12 protein-coding genes are annotated in these 19,361 nt (G+C 42.7%); all 12 read right to left on the bottom strand.

Annotated elements, in window-relative coordinates; all coding sequences use genetic code 11:
* Nucleotides 1–395: 395 nt before the first annotated feature.
* On the bottom strand, nt 396–1,811 hold the full coding sequence (locus tag LJ707_RS06500) for a TolC family protein (protein ID WP_228950000.1): 1,416 nt from the start codon (nt 1,809–1,811) through the stop codon (nt 396–398).
* A gap of 44 nt (nt 1,812–1,855) precedes the next feature.
* A complete protein-coding gene (locus LJ707_RS06495; protein WP_228949999.1) occupies nt 1,856–5,017 on the bottom strand; it encodes an efflux RND transporter permease subunit in 3,162 nt (1,053 codons plus the stop codon).
* Nucleotides 5,018–5,105: 88 nt separating this feature from the next.
* Nucleotides 5,106–6,248, bottom strand: coding sequence for an efflux RND transporter periplasmic adaptor subunit (locus LJ707_RS06490; RefSeq protein WP_228949998.1), 1,143 nt, complete (start codon nt 6,246–6,248; stop codon nt 5,106–5,108).
* Between the two features lie 100 nt (nt 6,249–6,348).
* Nucleotides 6,349–6,738 (bottom strand): hypothetical protein, encoded by a 390-nt coding sequence (locus LJ707_RS06485; protein ID WP_228949997.1) that lies wholly within the window; start codon nt 6,736–6,738, stop codon nt 6,349–6,351.
* Between the two features lie 210 nt (nt 6,739–6,948).
* Nucleotides 6,949–7,947 carry a BT_3987 domain-containing protein gene (locus LJ707_RS06480; protein WP_228949996.1) on the bottom strand — a complete coding sequence of 333 codons (999 nt, stop codon included), beginning with the start codon at nt 7,945–7,947 and terminating at the stop codon, nt 6,949–6,951.
* Between the two features lie 8 nt (nt 7,948–7,955).
* Complete coding sequence (locus LJ707_RS06475) at nt 7,956–9,113, bottom strand: BT_3987 domain-containing protein (RefSeq protein ID WP_228949995.1); 1,158 nt, start codon at nt 9,111–9,113, stop codon at nt 7,956–7,958.
* A gap of 22 nt (nt 9,114–9,135) precedes the next feature.
* Complete coding sequence (locus tag LJ707_RS06470; protein WP_228949994.1) at nt 9,136–10,176, bottom strand: glycoside hydrolase family 18; 1,041 nt, start codon at nt 10,174–10,176, stop codon at nt 9,136–9,138.
* Nucleotides 10,177–10,186: 10 nt separating this feature from the next.
* Complete coding sequence (locus tag LJ707_RS06465; RefSeq protein WP_228949993.1) at nt 10,187–11,803, bottom strand: RagB/SusD family nutrient uptake outer membrane protein; 1,617 nt, start codon at nt 11,801–11,803, stop codon at nt 10,187–10,189.
* 14 nt (nt 11,804–11,817) lie between these two features.
* Nucleotides 11,818–15,093 carry a SusC/RagA family TonB-linked outer membrane protein gene (locus LJ707_RS06460; RefSeq protein ID WP_228949992.1) on the bottom strand — a complete coding sequence of 1,092 codons (3,276 nt, stop codon included), beginning with the start codon at nt 15,091–15,093 and terminating at the stop codon, nt 11,818–11,820.
* 210 nt (nt 15,094–15,303) lie between these two features.
* Nucleotides 15,304–16,497 carry a FecR family protein gene (locus LJ707_RS06455; RefSeq protein ID WP_228949991.1) on the bottom strand — a complete coding sequence of 398 codons (1,194 nt, stop codon included), beginning with the start codon at nt 16,495–16,497 and terminating at the stop codon, nt 15,304–15,306.
* 153 nt (nt 16,498–16,650) lie between these two features.
* The gene (locus LJ707_RS06450; protein WP_228949990.1) at nt 16,651–17,241 is read right to left on the bottom strand and encodes an RNA polymerase sigma factor; all 591 of its coding nucleotides are present in this window, start codon (nt 17,239–17,241) and stop codon (nt 16,651–16,653) included.
* 432 nt (nt 17,242–17,673) lie between these two features.
* Nucleotides 17,674–19,167, bottom strand: coding sequence for a reverse transcriptase domain-containing protein (locus LJ707_RS06440; protein ID WP_228949989.1), 1,494 nt, complete (start codon nt 19,165–19,167; stop codon nt 17,674–17,676).
* Between the last annotated feature and the right edge of the window lie 194 nt (nt 19,168–19,361).

The raw sequence follows: 19,361 nt of genomic DNA, 5'->3' as shown, positions 1-19,361 counted from the left end.
TAGTATTAGTAAACGCAGTTTTTAATGGTTATATCTGATTTAGTTTTTTCAAACTCAATCAAAACAGATCAAATTATTAGGTTAACTAATTGCTTACCTTTTAATTTTCAGAAAGATCAAGTATTGATAATAAAGCCATTGCGGAAAAATCAACGGACCCGTCCATTCCGCTAAAAGGATATCAAAACCCACCAAAAGCGCTTAAATCAATGATTTAGGCGCTTTTTTACGTCAAAAGCGCTCGTTTCAGACTAACAAAAATGAATCATTCGGTTACCTAAATTTGAGGCAATCGGAGGTATTTGATGAACATAACCAGGAAATCGAAATCCTTGAAGGCAAGGATTTCGATAAAACTCCTGTAACTAACTTATAAGATTTAAGGACATGACTTTTTAGCGCCAGCCTCCGCCTACTGCCTTATACAGGCCAACGGCGCTTAAATAAATGTTACGCTTAGTATTTGCCAGGTCAAGCTCGGCATTAAGTACACTTTGCTGCGCGGTAATAATTTCGAGGTAATTAGCACGGCCAACCAGGTACAGATCATTCGCTACCGAAAGCGCGTTATTCAGAGATTTTAGTTCATCCTGCTTTAGTTGGTAAAACTTGTTATAGTTATCGATGCCGTTCAACCCGTTACTAACTTCCTGAAAACCGGCTAATATGGTCTTTTGATAATTGTAAACGGCAACCTTACTTTCAGCTATGGTTCTTTGCAGGTCGGCCTTTAGTGCTTTGCGGTTAAATATTGGCGCGGTTAGTCCGCCCAAAACACCCCAGGTTAAACTGCCGGGATCAAATAATAACGATGACTTAAACGCATTATATCCTACATAGGGTGTAAGCGTTAATGATGGCAAAAAGCTGCGACGGGCGGTCTTGATATCTGCATTCATGGCGGCCAATTCTAATTCTGCCGCCTGCACATCGGGCCTGTTCAATAATAGCTGGCTTGGAACACCGGCTGATAGTACAGCCGGTAAGGCCGATGAATTGATTGATGTATCCCTGTTTATTGGCTTATCAAAATTACCTGTTAAAAAATTCAGCTCATTTTCAGTTTCGGTGATTTGCTGGCGGGTAAGGTATTCCAAACTTTTGGTACGCAGCAACTGCGCCTTAAACTGCTGCACAGCCAGTTCGGTAGCGCGGCCGCCCAGCTTTTGTATCCTGATAATCTCTAAGGCTTTTTCTTGTAGCGCTATGTTTTTTTTGATGATCTTGAGCTCGGTATCAAAGGCTAACAGTTGGTAATAGGATTGCGCTATCTGCGCTGTTAACGAGGTGATCACCAACCTGTAGCCGCTTTGGCTGGCTAAAAAACGGGCATAAGCCGCTTTTTTCTGGCTGCTTAACTTACCCCACAGGTCAACCTCCCACGAGGTTTGAAAACCCAGGAAGTAGTTTGGAACCGGGTCGGGTATACGCTGCTTGTCGTTTATATTGGGCGAAAAATTAGTGTCGTAGTTACCTACGCCGTTTTGGGTGTAGTCGCCATATTTTTCAACGCCGGCATTGGCTGTAGCATTTATTTGCGGTAGTAATTTTGATGCATTGAACCGCACATTTGCCCTGGCCACTTCAACACGCTGCAAGGCGGTCAAAATATCCGGATTGGCACCCAATGCCGAATCTATCAGATTGACGAGGTATTGATCAGTAAAAAACTGCTTTACAGGCAGTTTTGCAATACTGGCCGTATCAGTACTGCCCGTAAATGTATCGGGCAATTTAATGTTGGCTTCGGCCGTTGTAGCCTTGTAGTTTTTGCAGGCCGCTAAACACGTGGCTGCAAAAGCTAAAGGCATTATATATCTGTTTGCTTTTTTAAGCATCTTATTAATTGTTAATGTTAATTAGTTATTGGTTCAGGTGCTTCGGCCGGTACAATTTTGTCTTTCTTTTTATTACCACGATTGGCCATTGAGGCAAAAATTACATACAGGCCGGGTATAAGTATCAACCCGAATATGGTACCCAATAGCATCCCTCCTGCTGATGCCGTACCTATGGAGCGGTTACCCATAGCGCCCGCGCCGCTGGCGATACACAAGGGTATTAAACCGGCAATGAATGCCAGCGAAGTCATCAAAATCGGGCGAAGCCTGGATACAGCACCTTCAATAGCGGCTTTAACTACGGTTAAACCTTCTTTTTGGCGCTGAATAGCGAACTCTACGATCAGGATAGCATTTTTACCCAACAAACCGATAAGCATAACCAAGGCAACCTGCGCGTAGATATTATTCTCTAATCCGCATATTTTCAAAAAGAAGAAGGCCCCGAAAATACCTGTAGGCAGCGAAAGGATAACCGGCAGCGGAAGCAAAAAGCTCTCATATTGCGCGGCAAGCAGCAGGTAAACAAACACCAAACAGATGGCAAAAATGTATATCGCCTGGTCGCCGGAGAGTACCTGCTCCCGTGTCATGCCCGACCATTCAAACTCAAAGCCTTTAGGCAGGGTTTCATCAGCCACGCGCTGGATGGCTTTCAGCGCATCGCCACTACTGTAACCTGGCGCGGCATCACCGGTTATCATGGCCGAGGTATACATATTATATCGCGTTAACTGCTCAGGCCCGAAAACCTTTTCCATTTTAATAAAGGTGGCAAATGGTACCATCTCGCCTTTATTATTTTTAACCTGCAGGTTTAGCACATCCTCCGGTTTTGAGCGGTACTCCGGCGAAGCCTGTACCATTACCTTATACATTTGCCCGAAACGGATAAAGTTTGAAGCATAATAGCTCCCCATCAGCGTTTGCAGGGTCGACATGGCTTTGTCTATCGTGATGCCTTTTTTCGCTGCCGTTTGCTGATCGACGGTGATCATGTACTGCGGAAAGTTAGGGTCGAAACTGGTGAACGAGCCCATAATCTCCGGCGCGTCATTAAGCGCCTTTACAAACTTTTGGGTTACGGTAGCCGCGTTTTGCAGATCACCCCGGCCGCTGCGGTCAAGCATCCGTATCTCAAAACCGCTGGCATTACCAAAACCCGGCACTGTTGGCGGCGGAAAGAATTGTATGGAGGCATCGCTGATGTTGCGCGTTTTGTCCTCCAATAGCCTGATCACATCCGTTAATGATTCTTCCCGTTCATCCCATGGCTTAAGGCTGATCATAGCCATACCGTAAGATGCGCCGGCTATCTCATTCACTAAACTATAGCCTGCAAGGGTTGATACTGACTCAATGGATTTAATAGATTTGGTTTGCGCTTCAACCTGTTTCAGCACCTGCTCCGTACGCTCAACCGTAGCACCCGCCGGGGTGGTTACGTTCACATACAGCATACCCTGATCCTCAGTCGGAATAAAACCAGTAGGCAATAACGCGTTAGTTCCCCAGGTTAGGATAAAGAAGCCAGCCAGGATAATGAGCGTTAATCCTTTGCGTGGCGAAAGGTAATTCATCCACTTAGCATACCGGTTTTGCAAACCATCGTACCTTTTGTTAAACCCGGAGAAGAACTTTTGAATAAAACTCTTTTTACGCGGGGCATGATCATGCTTTAACATCAGGGCACAAAGCGCCGGTGTAAGTGTTAACGCGTTAACACCCGATATAACAATAGATATAGCCAGCGTTAACGAGAACTGCCGGTAAAACACCCCTACCGGCCCCGACATGAACGCCACCGGCACAAACACAGCCGACATTACGAGGGTTATGGCAACTATAGCCCCGCTGATCTCGCGCATGGCGCTGATAGTGGCATCCATCGGGCTTAAATGTTCCTCAGTCATTTTTACGTGTACGGCCTCAACCACCACAATGGCATTATCAACCACAATGCCAATGGCAAGCACCAACGCGAACAGCGTGAGCAGGTTGATAGAGAAGCCCAGCATCTGCATAAAGAATAGTGAACCTATCAAGGCCACCGGTACAGCGAGGGCTGGTATCAATGTTGACCGGAAATCCTGAAGGAAGATGTAGACTACAACAAATACCAACAAAAACGCTTCAACAAGCGTACGTAGTACTTCATGTATCGATGCATCTAAAAAGCGGGATACATCATAGTTTACATTATACGTCATGCCGGTTGGAAAGGAGGTTTCCTTTAACTCAGCCATGCGGGTTTTGATGTTGTTGATCACATCGCGCGCGTTGGAACCCGGCCTTTGCTTGATCATGATAGAGGCTGACGGGCGGGCATCGGTATTGGATACCATGCTGTAGGTAAGCGAGCCAAATTCCACATCGGCAACCTCTTTCAGCATCAGCACCGCGCCGCCTTCATCAGCACGGATAACAATGTTTTCGTACTGCTTCGGATCAAAAAATTTACCCGGATAGCGTAGTACGTATTGCAGCATCTGCGGCGATTTATCAGAGCTTTGTCCGGTTTTACCCGGTGCGGCCTCTACGTTCTGCGCGCGGATAGCATCGATCACCTCATCGGTTGATACTTTATAGGCCAGCATTTTATCAGGCTTAAGCCATACACGCATTGAGTACTCTTTAGCACCCATAATCTCGGCACGGCCAACGCCATCAATACGTTTAAGCTCTTGCAATACATTAATGTCGGTAAAGTTGTAGATGAATTTCTCATCCATATTTTTGTCGTCGCTCATTACATTGAGGTACATCAGCATACTGTTCACCTCTTTTTCGGTGGTAACACCTGCTTTTATTACCTCTTCGGGCAACTCATCTATAATGGTGGATACGCGGTTTTGCACGTTAACCGCAGCCTGATCCGGGTCAATACCCACATTAAAGTAGATCTGGATTACGGTCAAACCGTCGTTACTACACACGCTGGACATATACGTCATGCCGGGCACACCATTAATGGCCCGCTCAAGCGGGGTGGCTACAGCTTTGGCGCATACCTCGGCATTAGCACCTGTGTAATTAGCGGTTACGGTTACCGAGGGCGGCACAATATCAGGAAACTGGGTAACCGGCAGTGTAACCAGGGCCAGCACACCCAGTAAAGTAATTATAAGGGAAATGACAAGCGACAGCACGGGCCGCTTAATAAAGGTTTCAAACATATCGTTTCAGAAAAATGTGAACAATAAAACTCAGGCGCACCTTTAATTAAAAGCGCGCAAATACAAATTGATAAAGGATGGCTTTGCTTTATTGCATCGCTATAAAAGCATCCTTTGCTACTTGTTTTGGCTTGATCACCATTCCGTCGCGTACGTTCTGAGTACCTTCGTACAGGATTTTATCGCCTGCTTTGAGGCCATCCTTTACAATGTAATAATGAGAGAAACGGGTAAGCGGAGTAAATGCCTGCATGTGCAGTTTGTTACCCTTGTCAACCACGTAAACGTAACTTTTATCCTGAATATCAAATACCGACTGCTGCGGTACCATCACAACATCATCGGCCTTTGTTGAAATGTATAGCTTGCCGGTGGCACCGTGCCTTAGCAGCCCCTGCGGGTTAGGGAAACGGGCACGAAAGTTTATTGAGCCGGTAGTTTGTTCTATTTCGCCCTCGATGGTTTCTATTTGCCCTTTTTGCGGAAATTCTACGCCATCAGCCAATATAAGAGATACCATGCTGCTGGTTTTATCGGGCGAGGTTTTCATGGTACGCACATAACGCAGGTATTCGTTTTCAGGAAAACTGAAGTAAGCATACATTGAACTGATGTCGGACAGGCTGGTGAGTAGTGTGCCCTCGTCAATAAGACTGCCTGCTTTTAGCGGTATGCGGTCAATAATACCATCGTAAGGTGCCAGTATTTGGGTATAGGTAAGCTGGTTTTGGGCGCTTTGCACCATAGAGCGAGCTTCATCAATCGTGGCCTTGTCTGCTGTTAATTTTGACTGGGCTACTTCCAGTTCTGATTTGGAGATCACCTTTTTTTCAACCAGCATTTTAATGCGGTCAACCTCCAGTTCGGTAGCCTTGGCATCGGCCACGGCGTTGCTTAAAGCGGCCTTTGCCTTTGAAAGTTCCACTTTAAACTCCTGGTCGTTTATCTTGAATAAAAGTTGGCCCTTTTTTACCGGCTTACCTTCATCAACATATATTTTTTCAAGAAACCCTTTTACACGCGCCCTTATCTCGACATTTTTATGTGCCTGAATATCGGCAACGTATGACTTTTTTAAGATTGTATCTGTAGCCGTCAAAGTCATTACAGGGTACTGGAGGGTATCGGCATCGGCCGTTTTTTCATCTGTAGCTGCACTTGACGAGCAACCCGTGACCGCGGAGGCCAAAGCAATGGCTATAGCATAGCCTAAAACATTTAACTTTTTCATTGTTTGATAGTTAAAGCTGAAATAAAATAGCGCAAAGCGCAAAAATTAAGCAACACACACCCGCGGAAAAGCGGATTGATCAGTAGAAAAAGAAATAGATTTAGAATGGACTAAGCCTGAACAGAAAGCTATAATAGCCAGGCAATGAAGCCTTGCGTACAAAATAGCGTGTAAACAAGTGTTTAATATGTGCCGATACAAAGCCGGGGATAGCACCTCCGGATTGTAAAATCGCATTAAGCTCAACAGAGCGGTTTAAAAGAAACCTTACCCTGAACCGGGCAACGAGTCTTTTTTGATTGGTAGATTCAGAAGCATCATCATTACATACAGTAGAAACGTTATCGGCACTAATCCGGTCGTTATTGTATTTGTAAGATGATGTTGCTACATATTGGTTTTTGATAAGCGCACCGGAAATAGGCAACACAATAGCGATGCTGAACCAGCATACTACCGATATAAATATGTAAGCAAATCTGTTGTGCATCTTAAAATTACAAATTTATTAATAAAATAAGGCTAAGCGAAAATTGTTTCGTAACAAATGTGTAAAATAGATAACAAAAATATATTGTTTTGCTGGCAGCTCCGGTCAAGCCTGGCATGGCATTGAATAACAAGCGCCCCGAAAATTTCCGGAGCGCTCTAATTAAACAATTAACCAAGTATAGTCCTTAACCAAGGGACAAATTCATATCTATTTATATAGATCAAATTCTGTAAGTGCAATCAAATTATTTTGCCAGTCCGTTATATCCAGGCGGATATACCGAGCATTAAACGGCTTATAGGGTTTAATATACTGGCTTTCACCACCGCCCAGTGTTGCTGTGCCAAGGTCAGTCCAGTTAGTGCCATTTGTACTGATAAGCACCTTTGCGTTTGTGATGCCATAAAAGCCGAAATAATTTTTAATCCGGATGCCACTGATACCGGTAACGGTTTCACTTAAGTCGGTAACGAGTGTACTGTTGGCTGAGGTATAGTAAAAAAACGAGCCCGTATTTCCGTCAAAAAGATCGGCAGGGCTACCAAGTATTAATGGTTTATCTATGGTTGCGCTCCAGCTACCGCGATTAGCAATAATATCCCCTGTCATATCCGCCCCGGTAGGCGATTCATATAACTGAGATGTTGATACCCTGACGGTAACCACCACGTAAAATACGTTTTTATTGGTGCTTACCTGGGTAGCCGCGTCTCCGGTAACGGCCGCAATTTTAACCGGCAGTAAATAAGTATTTTCAGTAAGCTGCGATAGCTTTTCATTGGGTATTGCAATTTTAAGCGAATCTGACGATTGCTGCTGCCCCTGGGGCACGTTTACCGAAGCCGTATTTAAATTTAAAATATCGCCCGGCAGTGCTACATAGTTGGTGTTATTAGCCGTATTGTAAGCATCAATCAGGTTGTTATCAACAGCAAAGCTAACTTTTAAGGCACCGGCCGCCGGCATGGTTGTGCGCACGGGCACTGCCGCGTTTACGCTACCAACTGAGCCTATTACTGTATTGGTAATTGTAAAATTGTAACTGTTTGTGCTTTTAACCAGGTTGCTGGCTGAAGTTACATATACCCGGTTCACGTTGTCACCGGTAATATCATAAGTTTCATTCTTTTTACAGGCGCTTGCGGTTATAACCAACAGCAACGCCAAAAAACCGAAATTTTTGCAGTGTTTTATCTTGTTTCTCATAACCTGAATTATTGCGCGCATTTGTTGTTATCATCCATTAACCAAACTGTACTTTTAGGCCAGGTCATATCACGCCCGTTGCCTGTACGGTCATAAAATACATTGCCTGAGCCCTCATTCATTTTGTAGTAAGCTACAAGGCCTTCTGATTTGGCATCAACACCGCAAATACCGCTTGCTATTTCGGTTCGTGATAAAGCCTTGTTCCACAGGCGAATCTCAGATATCCTCGCGCTAATGCTTTGGCTGTACTCATAACCGGCATAGGACATGCCCAGCTCAAGCGCACCCAGTTCAAACGTTCTTGGTGATCCATCAAATGATGAGTCGAGCTTTCCGTTTACATACATTATGTATTTTGAGCCATCAAACACGCATGATACCGTGTACCATGTTTTAGTGGCAAACCTTGTGCTCGAAAAAGCGCTGCCACCCGGTGCTACCCATTGTAGTTGATTAGGGTCGCTCCCGAATTCGCCAAAACGCAGCAGGTTTGGATACGCCTCATTGGCCGGCCCCCAGTTACACAGGCGGTTAATACGCGGCTGAAAATCATTTACAAAGCATTTAATTTCAAAAGTAAACTGGCTTATGTTAGTGTATGGCTGCGGAAACTTATAGGTAGCATAAAAGCTTGGATTGGATATATCGATAGAATTGAAATCAATAATACGCGATACTTTCAGGTAAACAGTACGTGAGGCTTCAAGCACGCTGTTTGAGCCCGAAACGTTTTTTATAGTTACCGGTATAAGGTAAGTGCGGCCGGTTACAAACCTGTCAAGCGAGAGTATTTTTACATTTATGGGGTCTGAAACATTATTACCTGCTTTTATCATGCTTGAATTGGCAGATAACTCATAGCTGCCGGCAGGCGCTGCAAAGTACTTGCCGGATACCTCTGCATTGTAGTTTGCCACCATCCCGGTATCAACCGCAAAATTAATGGTAACATCATTGGTTACTTTTCCGGTAGCGGTAGCTGTGAGCGCGTAAGTAGCGGGCGCATTTTCAACAGTAAAAGGTAACAATTTACCGTTTTCGGTACCGGTAATTAATATAACATCTTTAAATTCTACTGATTTTTTGCAGCCCGCGGCTACTAATATGGCCAGGCATAAGCTTACAAAAAAGCCTATCCTTAGTATTATGTCTGATTTTTTCATCTTTGGTTTTTAATTGGATAGGTTAACGTATAGCCGGGTTAGCTGCCTGTATGCTTGCCCTTACAAACGGAAAGGGGCCGTTGTTGTAATCCCTTTCAAAATAAAAAGCTCCCCATCCGGCTTTAGCCCCCTGTGTTGGATTCCAGCGCGCCATACCCTCTAATGACATCAGGCGCCTTCCGTTTGCTGACAGTGTGTTCCCGTCGGCCTCTGTAAACGCTACGCCGCCGGTTTGCCAGTAATCACCAAAAGTTTCTGTAACAATATACTTGCCCGGCGGGCACCAACTACTAACGCCGTTATACCGGCTTTGTAAGCCCGATGCACTACCAATGCCGTAGGCCTGGTTTACCAAAAGGTTAATGTAAGGTTCAACTTCCTTTAAAGGGGCCTGGTTGTAATAATCAATAACCAGGTACTTATCAGGATTACTCGATTTAGGGCCGAATTCCTTTCCTAAAATTTCTATAAACTTGTTAAAGTTCTCGTTTTGCAACCAGTCCCCTTCCGGTTCGTAATCCAGATCAAGGCCATCCAGGTCATTATCCTTTACCTGGTTTATTAACCATTGCGCATAGGCTTGTATACCTTCATCGTTTAATGGGTACCTGCCCTTAAACTGCGGTTTCTGTATCCTTGTAATTTCAACGGCCAGCATTTTTATACCGCGTACTTCCATTGCCTTGCGCATTTCGCCATAAGCTATAGGATTGTAGGTTGATACCGAATCATTTTTTTTCAATGAAGGTATACCTCCCCATAAGCTGCAAAAATCAAGGCTGTCGGGCAAACCAGCAAAGTGCTCTCCCCATGATGCTGATTGTTTATAATCAGCTATTACACCCTCCTTATTGCCATAGCCTGCAAACCAGCCGTAAAAAACCTGGTGCGGCGATGCTTTATAAGCACGTAGGTTTTTATAGTACTGATCGTTATAAGTATAAGGTTTCTGAACGGATAGTGCCTGTTCTTCATTTTGCTTTTTACAGCTTGTATATATTGCAGCTACGGCTAAAAGCACCGCACATATCAATAGCCTGTTTGTATATAAAATCTTGTTCATATTGACATTATTATTTTTTGTCCCACCACAATTTAGTACCACCATTATCATTACCGCCAAGCAGCGCAATACCCTGGTTTACACCGGCCCTGTTGTTCTGATACTCGTTAACCGGGAAAGGCAGGCGGCGTATTTGTACATCAGTGCTTATTTGGCCCTGGCTGTTGTTTACCACAACCGGAAAAATCTTAGGATAACCGGTACGCCTGAATTCAGACCAAGCCTCCTGCCCGTCAGGATATACGGCAATCCATTTTTGAGTAATGATGCGCTCCAGCTTAGTTTCAAATGATGCGGCATCATTCCATTTAACAGTTATAGAACTGCTTGCTGACGCACTGTTGGCTCCATTACGCGGGTCGCTATAGTTAGCCGGCGTGTTGGTTTCATTTGAGATATAGGTATCAGCGCTTGCTGATACGCTGTTCAGCTCAAACGAGGTTTTTATACCTTGCTCGTACAGGCTTTGGGCCGTACCACCCATATTCCAGCCACGTATAGCTCCTTCGGCACGTAAAAAGTACGCTTCGGCCGGGTTAAACCATGTAATATTTGCAGATGCTTCAATGTTAAGGGTTGAAAATGTGCCACTGGCATAAGTGGCTTTGTTGTTAATATTGATGCCACTGCGTATGCCACGGTACGTACCATCGCTTGCGGCATTAAAATACTTAGGTAAGCGAGGATCTTTTAACCCGTTAAGATATGAGTCCATTACGGCCCCCATCCTGGTATCGTTAAAGTTATCAGGGTTGGCAATAATAAATAACGGATGATTGTATACCAATGACGACGAATGTTGTAAGGCGGCAATGTCAGTAGCGCTGCTCATAACACCAATTTTATGCGACACGGCAGCCTCTGCCTCAACCTTGGCCTTATTAGGGTCAGCATAGGCAATACGCATGGCCAGGCGCAGTTTAAGTGAGTTGGCAAACTTTATCCAGTTAGGGATGTTGCCGCCATATATAAAATCGTAGCTTGTAAGTGTTTTGGTGGTTGGAAAACGGGTATTAAAATCTGTCAGGATTTCAATTGCCTCATCAAGCTCATCAAAAAACTTGTCGTATATATCTTTTTGGCTATCGTACCTGCCTTGCGATGTTGTTTCGCCGAAATTAACATATGGCAAAGGGCCGTACATATCAGTAGTGCGGTGCAATGCCTCAACTTTAATAATATTGGCAATAGCATATACCTCCGGTGTTTGGGTTTTAGCCGATTTGGCTATTCGCTTCCATGCAGGCATTACACCAACAAATGCACGCGAAAAAGCCTGCCCGTACCAGCCCGGCACCAAAGCATAGGTGGTATTGTTTGCGCCCGATAAGAAGTTGTTGGTGGTGCCCATATAACCCGCGTATGAATCGCCGGCAAGGTTTTGCATTACCTGGTAAACCTCATCGCCAAACATAGGCTGCTGCGCTATCGGAAAAACGTTCTTTTCCATTTGTACAATCAGAGATCCGGTAGAGAGGTTATCTGTTTGCAGCATTTCTTCGGTGGCCTGGTTCTCGTTGGTATTAAAATCCTCGAAATTTTTAGTACACGAGCTATGTAATAACAACAGCCCTATACAGCATAGGGCTGCTGTTTTATTATTAAAAACGTTAAATATCTTTGTCATGGTTGTATGCTATGTTAAAACTTTAAACGGGCAGAAAAACCTATATTTCTTAAACTCGGCTGCATAAAATAATCTATACCCTGGTAGTAAGTACCGGTACTGGCCGTGCTTTCAGGATCATAAGGCGCCTTGTTGTAAAACATAAAAAGGTTGCGGCCTATTACAGATACATTGAGCCCTTTTATCCACTTGTAATACTTGTTTAGCGGAATATCATAACCGATAGAAGCTTCGCCAAGCCTTACATTGGTTGCGCTGTATACATACATAGACCCGATGCCGGATGAGCCGCCGCCAACAACGCTGTAGTATGCCTGTGCCGGAACTTTGAAGCCGTTTACCATAGCGCCGCCGTTATCTCTGGCAGTGGCTGAGTTTTGCGATACGCCCAGGCCATCCATAATTGCCTGCGTAATAGATACACCTACGCCGCCAACCCTGGCAGTAACCAAAAAGTTAACATCAATACCCTGGTATGAAAAGCCGTTGCGCCAGCCCAGCGTAAAATCAGGATTGGCATTACCGGCCTTGATATACCTACTTTGATCGGCCGCAACTGTATAGTTGGTTGGGTTAACATAGATCATTCCATGCTCGTCAACCTTTAGTGTATTTACATAAATATCGCCCATGGAGCCGCCTTTGGCAAGCAGCATTTTATAGCTTGTTGTGCCGCCAAGGTCAACCGTATCTTGTGACACCGCCGTACCTAACTGGCTTACCACGGTTGATGGCAATAACTGAGCTACCTTGTTACGGTTTAACGAGTAAACAATGGTTGAATTCCATTTAACTGCCCCTATATTCTGCTTCAACCCTACTGATACTTCGATACCTTTATTGTCTATACGGCCCGCATTGATAAATACCGAGCTGTAACCTGTAGATTCAGATACTGTAGGGTTAAATAATTGGTTGTAGGTAGATGACTTGTACACCGTACCATCAATTTTTACTTTACCATTCCACAAAACCAGGTTAACACCTGCCTCGTATGATTTGGTACGCTCTGGCTTCAGATCAACCGGAAGAGCGGTAAGCAAATTCGGAAATCCGGTAGTTAGCTGGTAGGTTGGTATGGTAATACCATAAGCAGGCGGGTTACCTACTTCACCGTATGAAAAGCGTACTTTCATGAACGACAGCATATCTGATTTAAACTTCAGTGCATCAGTAAGTACGCTGGATAAACCCACTGACGGATAAAACAGGTATTTTGTGTTAGTACCCGCAAGTTGCGAGGGAGCATCTGTACGGGCGCTCGCATCCAGGTAAACAAGACCTTTGTACCCAATTTGAGTAGTTGCAAAAACAGCCTGTAACTGGTTATGATAACTGCTTTGCAGCGCCTTTATTTGCGAAAAATTGATATTATTATAACTAAACAAGTTAGGTACACTACCCAGGTTACCGGCAATTGAAGCATCATCATACTTATCATCCTGCAAACTTGCGCCTACGTTGCCTGAAACAGAGAAATCTTTAAAAGTTTTGTTAATGTTCAGCAACACATCGGCATAAGTTTGGCCCGATGAAATATTATACCGGTGGTAAGCCCCGGCAGCGCTTGCAAATAAACCGGCTGTTGATGCGTAATATTTACGCTCGTTTAAAGCCGACGACTGGTCGGTTTTTATCCGCGCGGTAATATTCATCCAGCTATTGATGTTATACTGCAAGCTGGCTGTTAGCATATAGCGGTCCTTATTGTTTTGAAAAAGGTCGCGCTCAGTTATCCAGTAAGGGTTTTGAAGCTGAAAACCCTGATCGCCGAATGGCCAGTACTGCGTTTTAAAGTTACGCTCGGCATCATACCTTTCAAACGCCTGGTATTTACGGATATCATCGCCTCTTGGAAACAGATAAATAGGTACAAGCGGGTTAAAATATTGCCCCTGTGCCAGCATATTCTGCTCTTTAAGGTTAACGTACATTGCGCTCAGATCCAGGTTAAGTTTATCATTTAAAAACTTGCTGGTATTGCGTAGTGTAAAGTTGTAACGGGTTAAATCATTATTGTGGATGATGCCGTTAGCATTAACCGCCGCTGCTGAAAAGTAGGTCTGGTTTTTTTCAGTGCCTGTAGACAGGCTTAAAGTTGTAGTGTTATTTACACCTGTCTGAAAAAAGTCCTTAGGGTCATAATTTGTGGGTATTTTAAGTTTCTCGCCCCAACTGCTAAAGCTCCCCTCTTCAGAGCCATAGGTATTTTGAAACTTTGGCATTACAAACGGACTGGAGAAAGTGGTAGTGTTTGATAAGGTTGCCGAGAAGCTGCCTTTTGTACCACGTTTGGTATTGATTACTACTACACCATTGGCACCTCTGTTACCATATAACGCCGCAGCCGATGGGCCTGTTAGTACAGATATGGACTCGATATCTTCCGGGTTGATGTTAGAAATCCCGTCACCGGTTTGGCCCGCGCCAGAAAATATATCACCGGGTTGCGCCGAACTCAGATCCTGCAAGGGCACACCGTCTACCACATAGAGGGCGTTATTGTTACCCGCTATTGATTTTGTACCGCGCAATATAACCCTTGTACTACCACCGGGGCCTGTTGAACTGGTGTTAATGGTTGCACCGGCTACTTTGCCTGCAAGCGCATTAACAAAATTAGGGTCCTTTACTTTGGTGAGCTCCTCATTGTTTATTTCCTGCACGTTGTAGGATAGCGTTCGCTTTTCCTTTTTGATACCCAAGGCAGTAATTACTACACCACCCAATTCGTTCTTGATCTCCTTTAAGGTTACATTAATATTGGTTTGCGTGCCAATAATTACCTCAGTAGTTACAAAGCCAATGTAGGTGTAAACTAAAACGTCGCCGCTTGATGCATTTATGGTGTATTCGCCTTTATCATTACAAACGGCTGCATTGGCCGTGCCCTTAACTTTTATAGTAGCTCCCGGCAGCGGGTAACCTTTTTCATCGGTTACCATACCGGTTATTTTAATAAAAGGGGTTTCATCTTTAGTATTTATTTTTGTTTCATCGCGTTCCCTGATCACTATGGTTTTCTCATTGATTGTATAGGTAAGCGGAAAATCTTTTAAACACTGGTTTAATGCCTGTGTAATAGATGCCTGGTTTAAGCTTACGCTTACCAAACGGTTGTTGCTAACGCTTTTTGAAGCCCAAAGTATGTTATAACCGGTTTGCTTATTTATTTCAATAAAAACCTGTTTTAAGGTTACATTTTTTTGGCTCAAGGTAATTTGCTGGGCAAAGCTCCTGGCTTGTACCTGCATCAGGGTAGCCAAAACTAAAATGGCAATAAGTTTCATAATTATCAGGGGTTTCCAATGGCGGTTAGCAGAATTATAAAAAATATTTGTAAATATTGTACGCATTTAAATTAATTTAATTTGTTACTCCATAATTTTATACAAACACCTTAAAATCAAATATTTAATCAAAAATCAAATACTACAATATAAGGCACGGGGTATGCGTAGTCACGGTGGATTGCTCATAATTTTTAAATATTTATTGGTTTATAAAAGGTTTTTTTTGCCGAGTACGACTATACTGTTTCCATCTATCCTGAACTTTACTTCTCCTGTTAATTCAAGTACTTTCAGCAATTCGGCCACATTGGCAAAGCGTGTTGTAACTCCTGCAAATGATAATTTCTTTAAAGCTTCATCCTGGTACTGTACATCAACATTATACCATCGTTCTACCTTGCGCATTATGCTTTCAAGGCTTTCATCATTAAATCTGAAATAGCCGTTTTTCCAGGCTACAGCGTCTTCCGTATCTGTTTTTATTACAGCTATCTTACCCTGATTTAAAACGGATTGCTCTCCGGGTTTCAGAATTTTACTATATGCCGGTGAAGCGGTGCCTGAAAGGGTGCTTACCTTCACGCTACCCTCGAGCAGCGTGGTTTTTATAGCATTTTCATTACTATAAGCATTAATATTAAAGTGAGTGCCCAATACCTCTACCGATTGTGACGCGGCACCTATGGTTTTAACCATGAATCTAACTTTTTGGCCATTAGCATCATTCAAGTGCTTTACCTCGAAATATCCCTCGCCCGACAACTCAACCAGCCTTACGTTTTTTTGAAAATTAAGCGGAAAGCGTAAGGTAGTTGCGGCATTTAACCACACCTTGCTGCCATCGGGTAAATTTACCTGGTATTGCCCGCCTTTAGGAGTTGTTATAGTATTATATCCGGCGGAGTTATCATTACCATACTTCTTTTTGGTAAATGTATAGATAAGTTGACCTGAAGAAGTTTTATTAATGCTAATGCCATCCTCATCAGTTATGCTGAAATTTTTTATATCATCCAACACCACCTTTTTGCCGTTTGAAAGCGTGAGTATGGCCTTATTGCCACCAACTTTAATGGTATTAGCCAATCTGCTTTCGGCAGATGGGAATGACTTTGTTCTGTTATTGATAATATCATTTTTAAGTAACACAGCCAACAAGGCAAATATCAATATAGCCGCTGCTGCAACTGACCAATACAGGCGTTTAACATTATTTGATCGGGAGCTATCTATCGATGCCCACATTGTAACCCGGGCATCCTCCAAATCTGATTCGGTCAGATCATGCTCACCTTCCTCATTTAAATGATGTGCCCAATATTCAATAAGCTGTTGCTCCGCATCGGTGCACTTACCTTTCTTAAATCGTTCAAACAGCTCAGCAGCATTTTTATTCGCCATCAATTAATACTTAGATATAGTTGAATTACGTAGGTTTATACGTCGTTTTACTATAACAAGACACTTCACAAAAGGCTGTCGGGTATTGGGTTGATATTTTTTTTAAGAAAATTATAAACGATAAAAGTGGAGTGTATTTATAACTCAATATTATTAAAACATCAGCAAATAAAAGAGCACAGCGTTGGCTCCGAATTTTGCTTTAAGAATTCTCAATGCTTTTTTAATATGCGTAGCTACGGTGTGCTCTGAAAGGCTAAGCCGTTCTGCAATTTCTTTATTGGATAAGTATTCTTTTGTACGCAGTTCAAACACCTCACGCATCCTTAATGGTAGGGATGCTATTTCCTTTTCAATGAGGGCGGCTATGTCTTTCTCGCGGATAAGATAATCAGTGGTATCGGTTTGATTGGTTATCAGATTTTGAATATCAGCAATATACCCTTCACGAACACCTTTGTGCCGTATGATATTTAAAATTTTATTAAGTACTGCTTTATATAGGTAACCAGAGAGGGTAGTATTGATGTTAAACGTAGCATGGTTAGACCAAATATTGATAAAAACATCCTGCACAACATCCTGAGCTTCTTCTTTATCCTGTAATTTGCGATAAGCGTAAATAAAAAGTAAACTATTGTACCTATTATAAACTTCTTTAAAAGCACTGTAATTACCTTGATTTAATAAATCAATTAAACCATGATCCTCTATTTTGTGATATATTTCGGCATCCCGTTGCATTATTAATTTAAATTATAATATCTATATCTTTTTACAATGAAACGCCGATAAACTGTACTTACATTTAAAGATTTGGTAAATTAAAAATATTATTGTAGCTGTGCAAGTTCAATTAAAGCTAATTTATATTTTGCTGTACATAGATGTGCGGGCACTCAATATTTACAAAAACAGCATATATACCATTACTCAGCAGTGTTGATTTTCTGCTGCAAACATGGTTAAAAGCCTTAAACTGCTTAAGCAAGCCGGATACTTCGCTAAACCTGGTTAACAAGCACATACCTTAATGGGCAGCGATATGGATGAAGCCCCCATGTCCTATAAGGACATACACACCGTAATGGCCGCACAGCATGACTTGGTGGAAGTACTGGTCAAGTTTGAACCGAGGATAGTAAGAATGGCGGATGCGAGGGAGAAGCCGGAGGATTAACTAATTAGCTGGTTTAAAATTTTCCAGTGACGCCTAATCTGGTGTTTAATTCTGTTATTGGGCAATTTATTTGTAGCTAAATGGGCGTAAGATATGTAGTTTCCCCAATTATGGGATTCCGTTTTTATCCAATTTGTAGGGTTGGATTTATCTTGTATATAGATGCGCCTACGCTTGGCACCAAGATAGCTGAATTTTTTATATAAGCGCGTTTGAAAAATTTGACCTACAGCTTTAGACTTCTTCACAGATTTTGAGTAGTAGCGACATCTTTGAACGGCCTTTTTCATTTTGCGGTAGTAGGATGCCAAGCTTGCCGATTTTAAATAGGAGCGCTGACCGTCAAACTCGAATCCTAAGTATTCCAGATTTTTTGTGAGATGTAGACATTTCTCGTATTGTTGTTCACAGTGAAACTTGCCGTTTTTACGTACAAATTTAAATATTTGGGTTTTATCAAGCTGGATTTCTAAATCCCGTTCTTTAATCGCTTTATCAAAAGCGTTAATAACATAAGATGCATGCGGCTCTGAACAGATTACTATCATGTCATCTGAGTACCGGCGGTAGATACCGCCTATTGCTGTTATTAAATTATTTATGGCATAATCGAACGGAAGCATGTAAACATTGGCTAATGCTGCACTGATTGGTGTTCCTTGTGGAATACCTTTAGTTTTTTTTGGGCGACCGGCAGGCGCATTATTACCAATAATGAGGTTAGATTTACGTAATTGATCAATATCTGCTAAGTCGCAAAAAGCAATTGCACGAGCATCTTTCAAATGCTTATAACGCTTTACAGCTTTCGTTTTTTTGACACCTGAAGGACTTTGTGTGATAATCGAATTTTTGAAAACATTGAAAATTTGGTTTTCGTTTACGAAGGCAAAATTCGTGATACTTTTAAATATATTATATTCAGCGTCATTTAGTGATTGCTGGTCTTTGACTTGGCACCAAGCTCTTTTTAACCGAGAATGCTCCAGCGTATCAAAAAATGCCTTGATGTCAAAAGTAATAGCCACAAGTTTATCTTCCTCGTGATCTAAAATATATCGAAATACTTCACCGGCAAAATCCGCACTGGATTTGTTAGGTGAATTAGAGTTAGTCGGATCAAAAGGTATTTTGCGGTATGCAGTAACAGCATTTTTTAAAGCAAGTTGGCCAAGTTTTTTCTCGTAAGATAAATTTAGCAGTTTTGCATAATAGCTATAAATGCATGCATCAAAATGATTGGCATAGTATAATTCACGTGGTTTCTTTGTAGCAACCCTTAGTTCTGAACGTACACCAGTTTTTTTGTCTATTGACTTACGATATTTCCTAACAACTTTACTGCGGTGGATTAACGGATAAAACGCATGGCCCGCGATCTTCGCCTCGTTAGTCACATACCCAGCAACCCAAGGCCGATCACTCATTCTTAGGGGTAGCCCAATGTGCGGGTATTTTTTTAATCTAAACCAATCTTTTTCCTTTTTCATTTGAAAAATGCAGCAACCACAGGTGACACGGGCTCGCCTTACTTACGGGCAGATACATGCTGTAACCGGTGCTTAACACCGCCCTTTCACGTCGGGAAATCAATTGTTTAACTTTACACACAGATACTATGCAACACTGGGTTACATTTCTCTACAAGGTCATCATTCATTGCCTCATTGAGGAAATTACTGAA

This window comes from Mucilaginibacter sp. UR6-1, assembly GCF_020880975.1.
Taxonomy (GTDB): Bacteria; Bacteroidota; Bacteroidia; order Sphingobacteriales; family Sphingobacteriaceae; genus Mucilaginibacter.
This window is presented reverse-complemented; position numbering and strand designations above follow the sequence as displayed.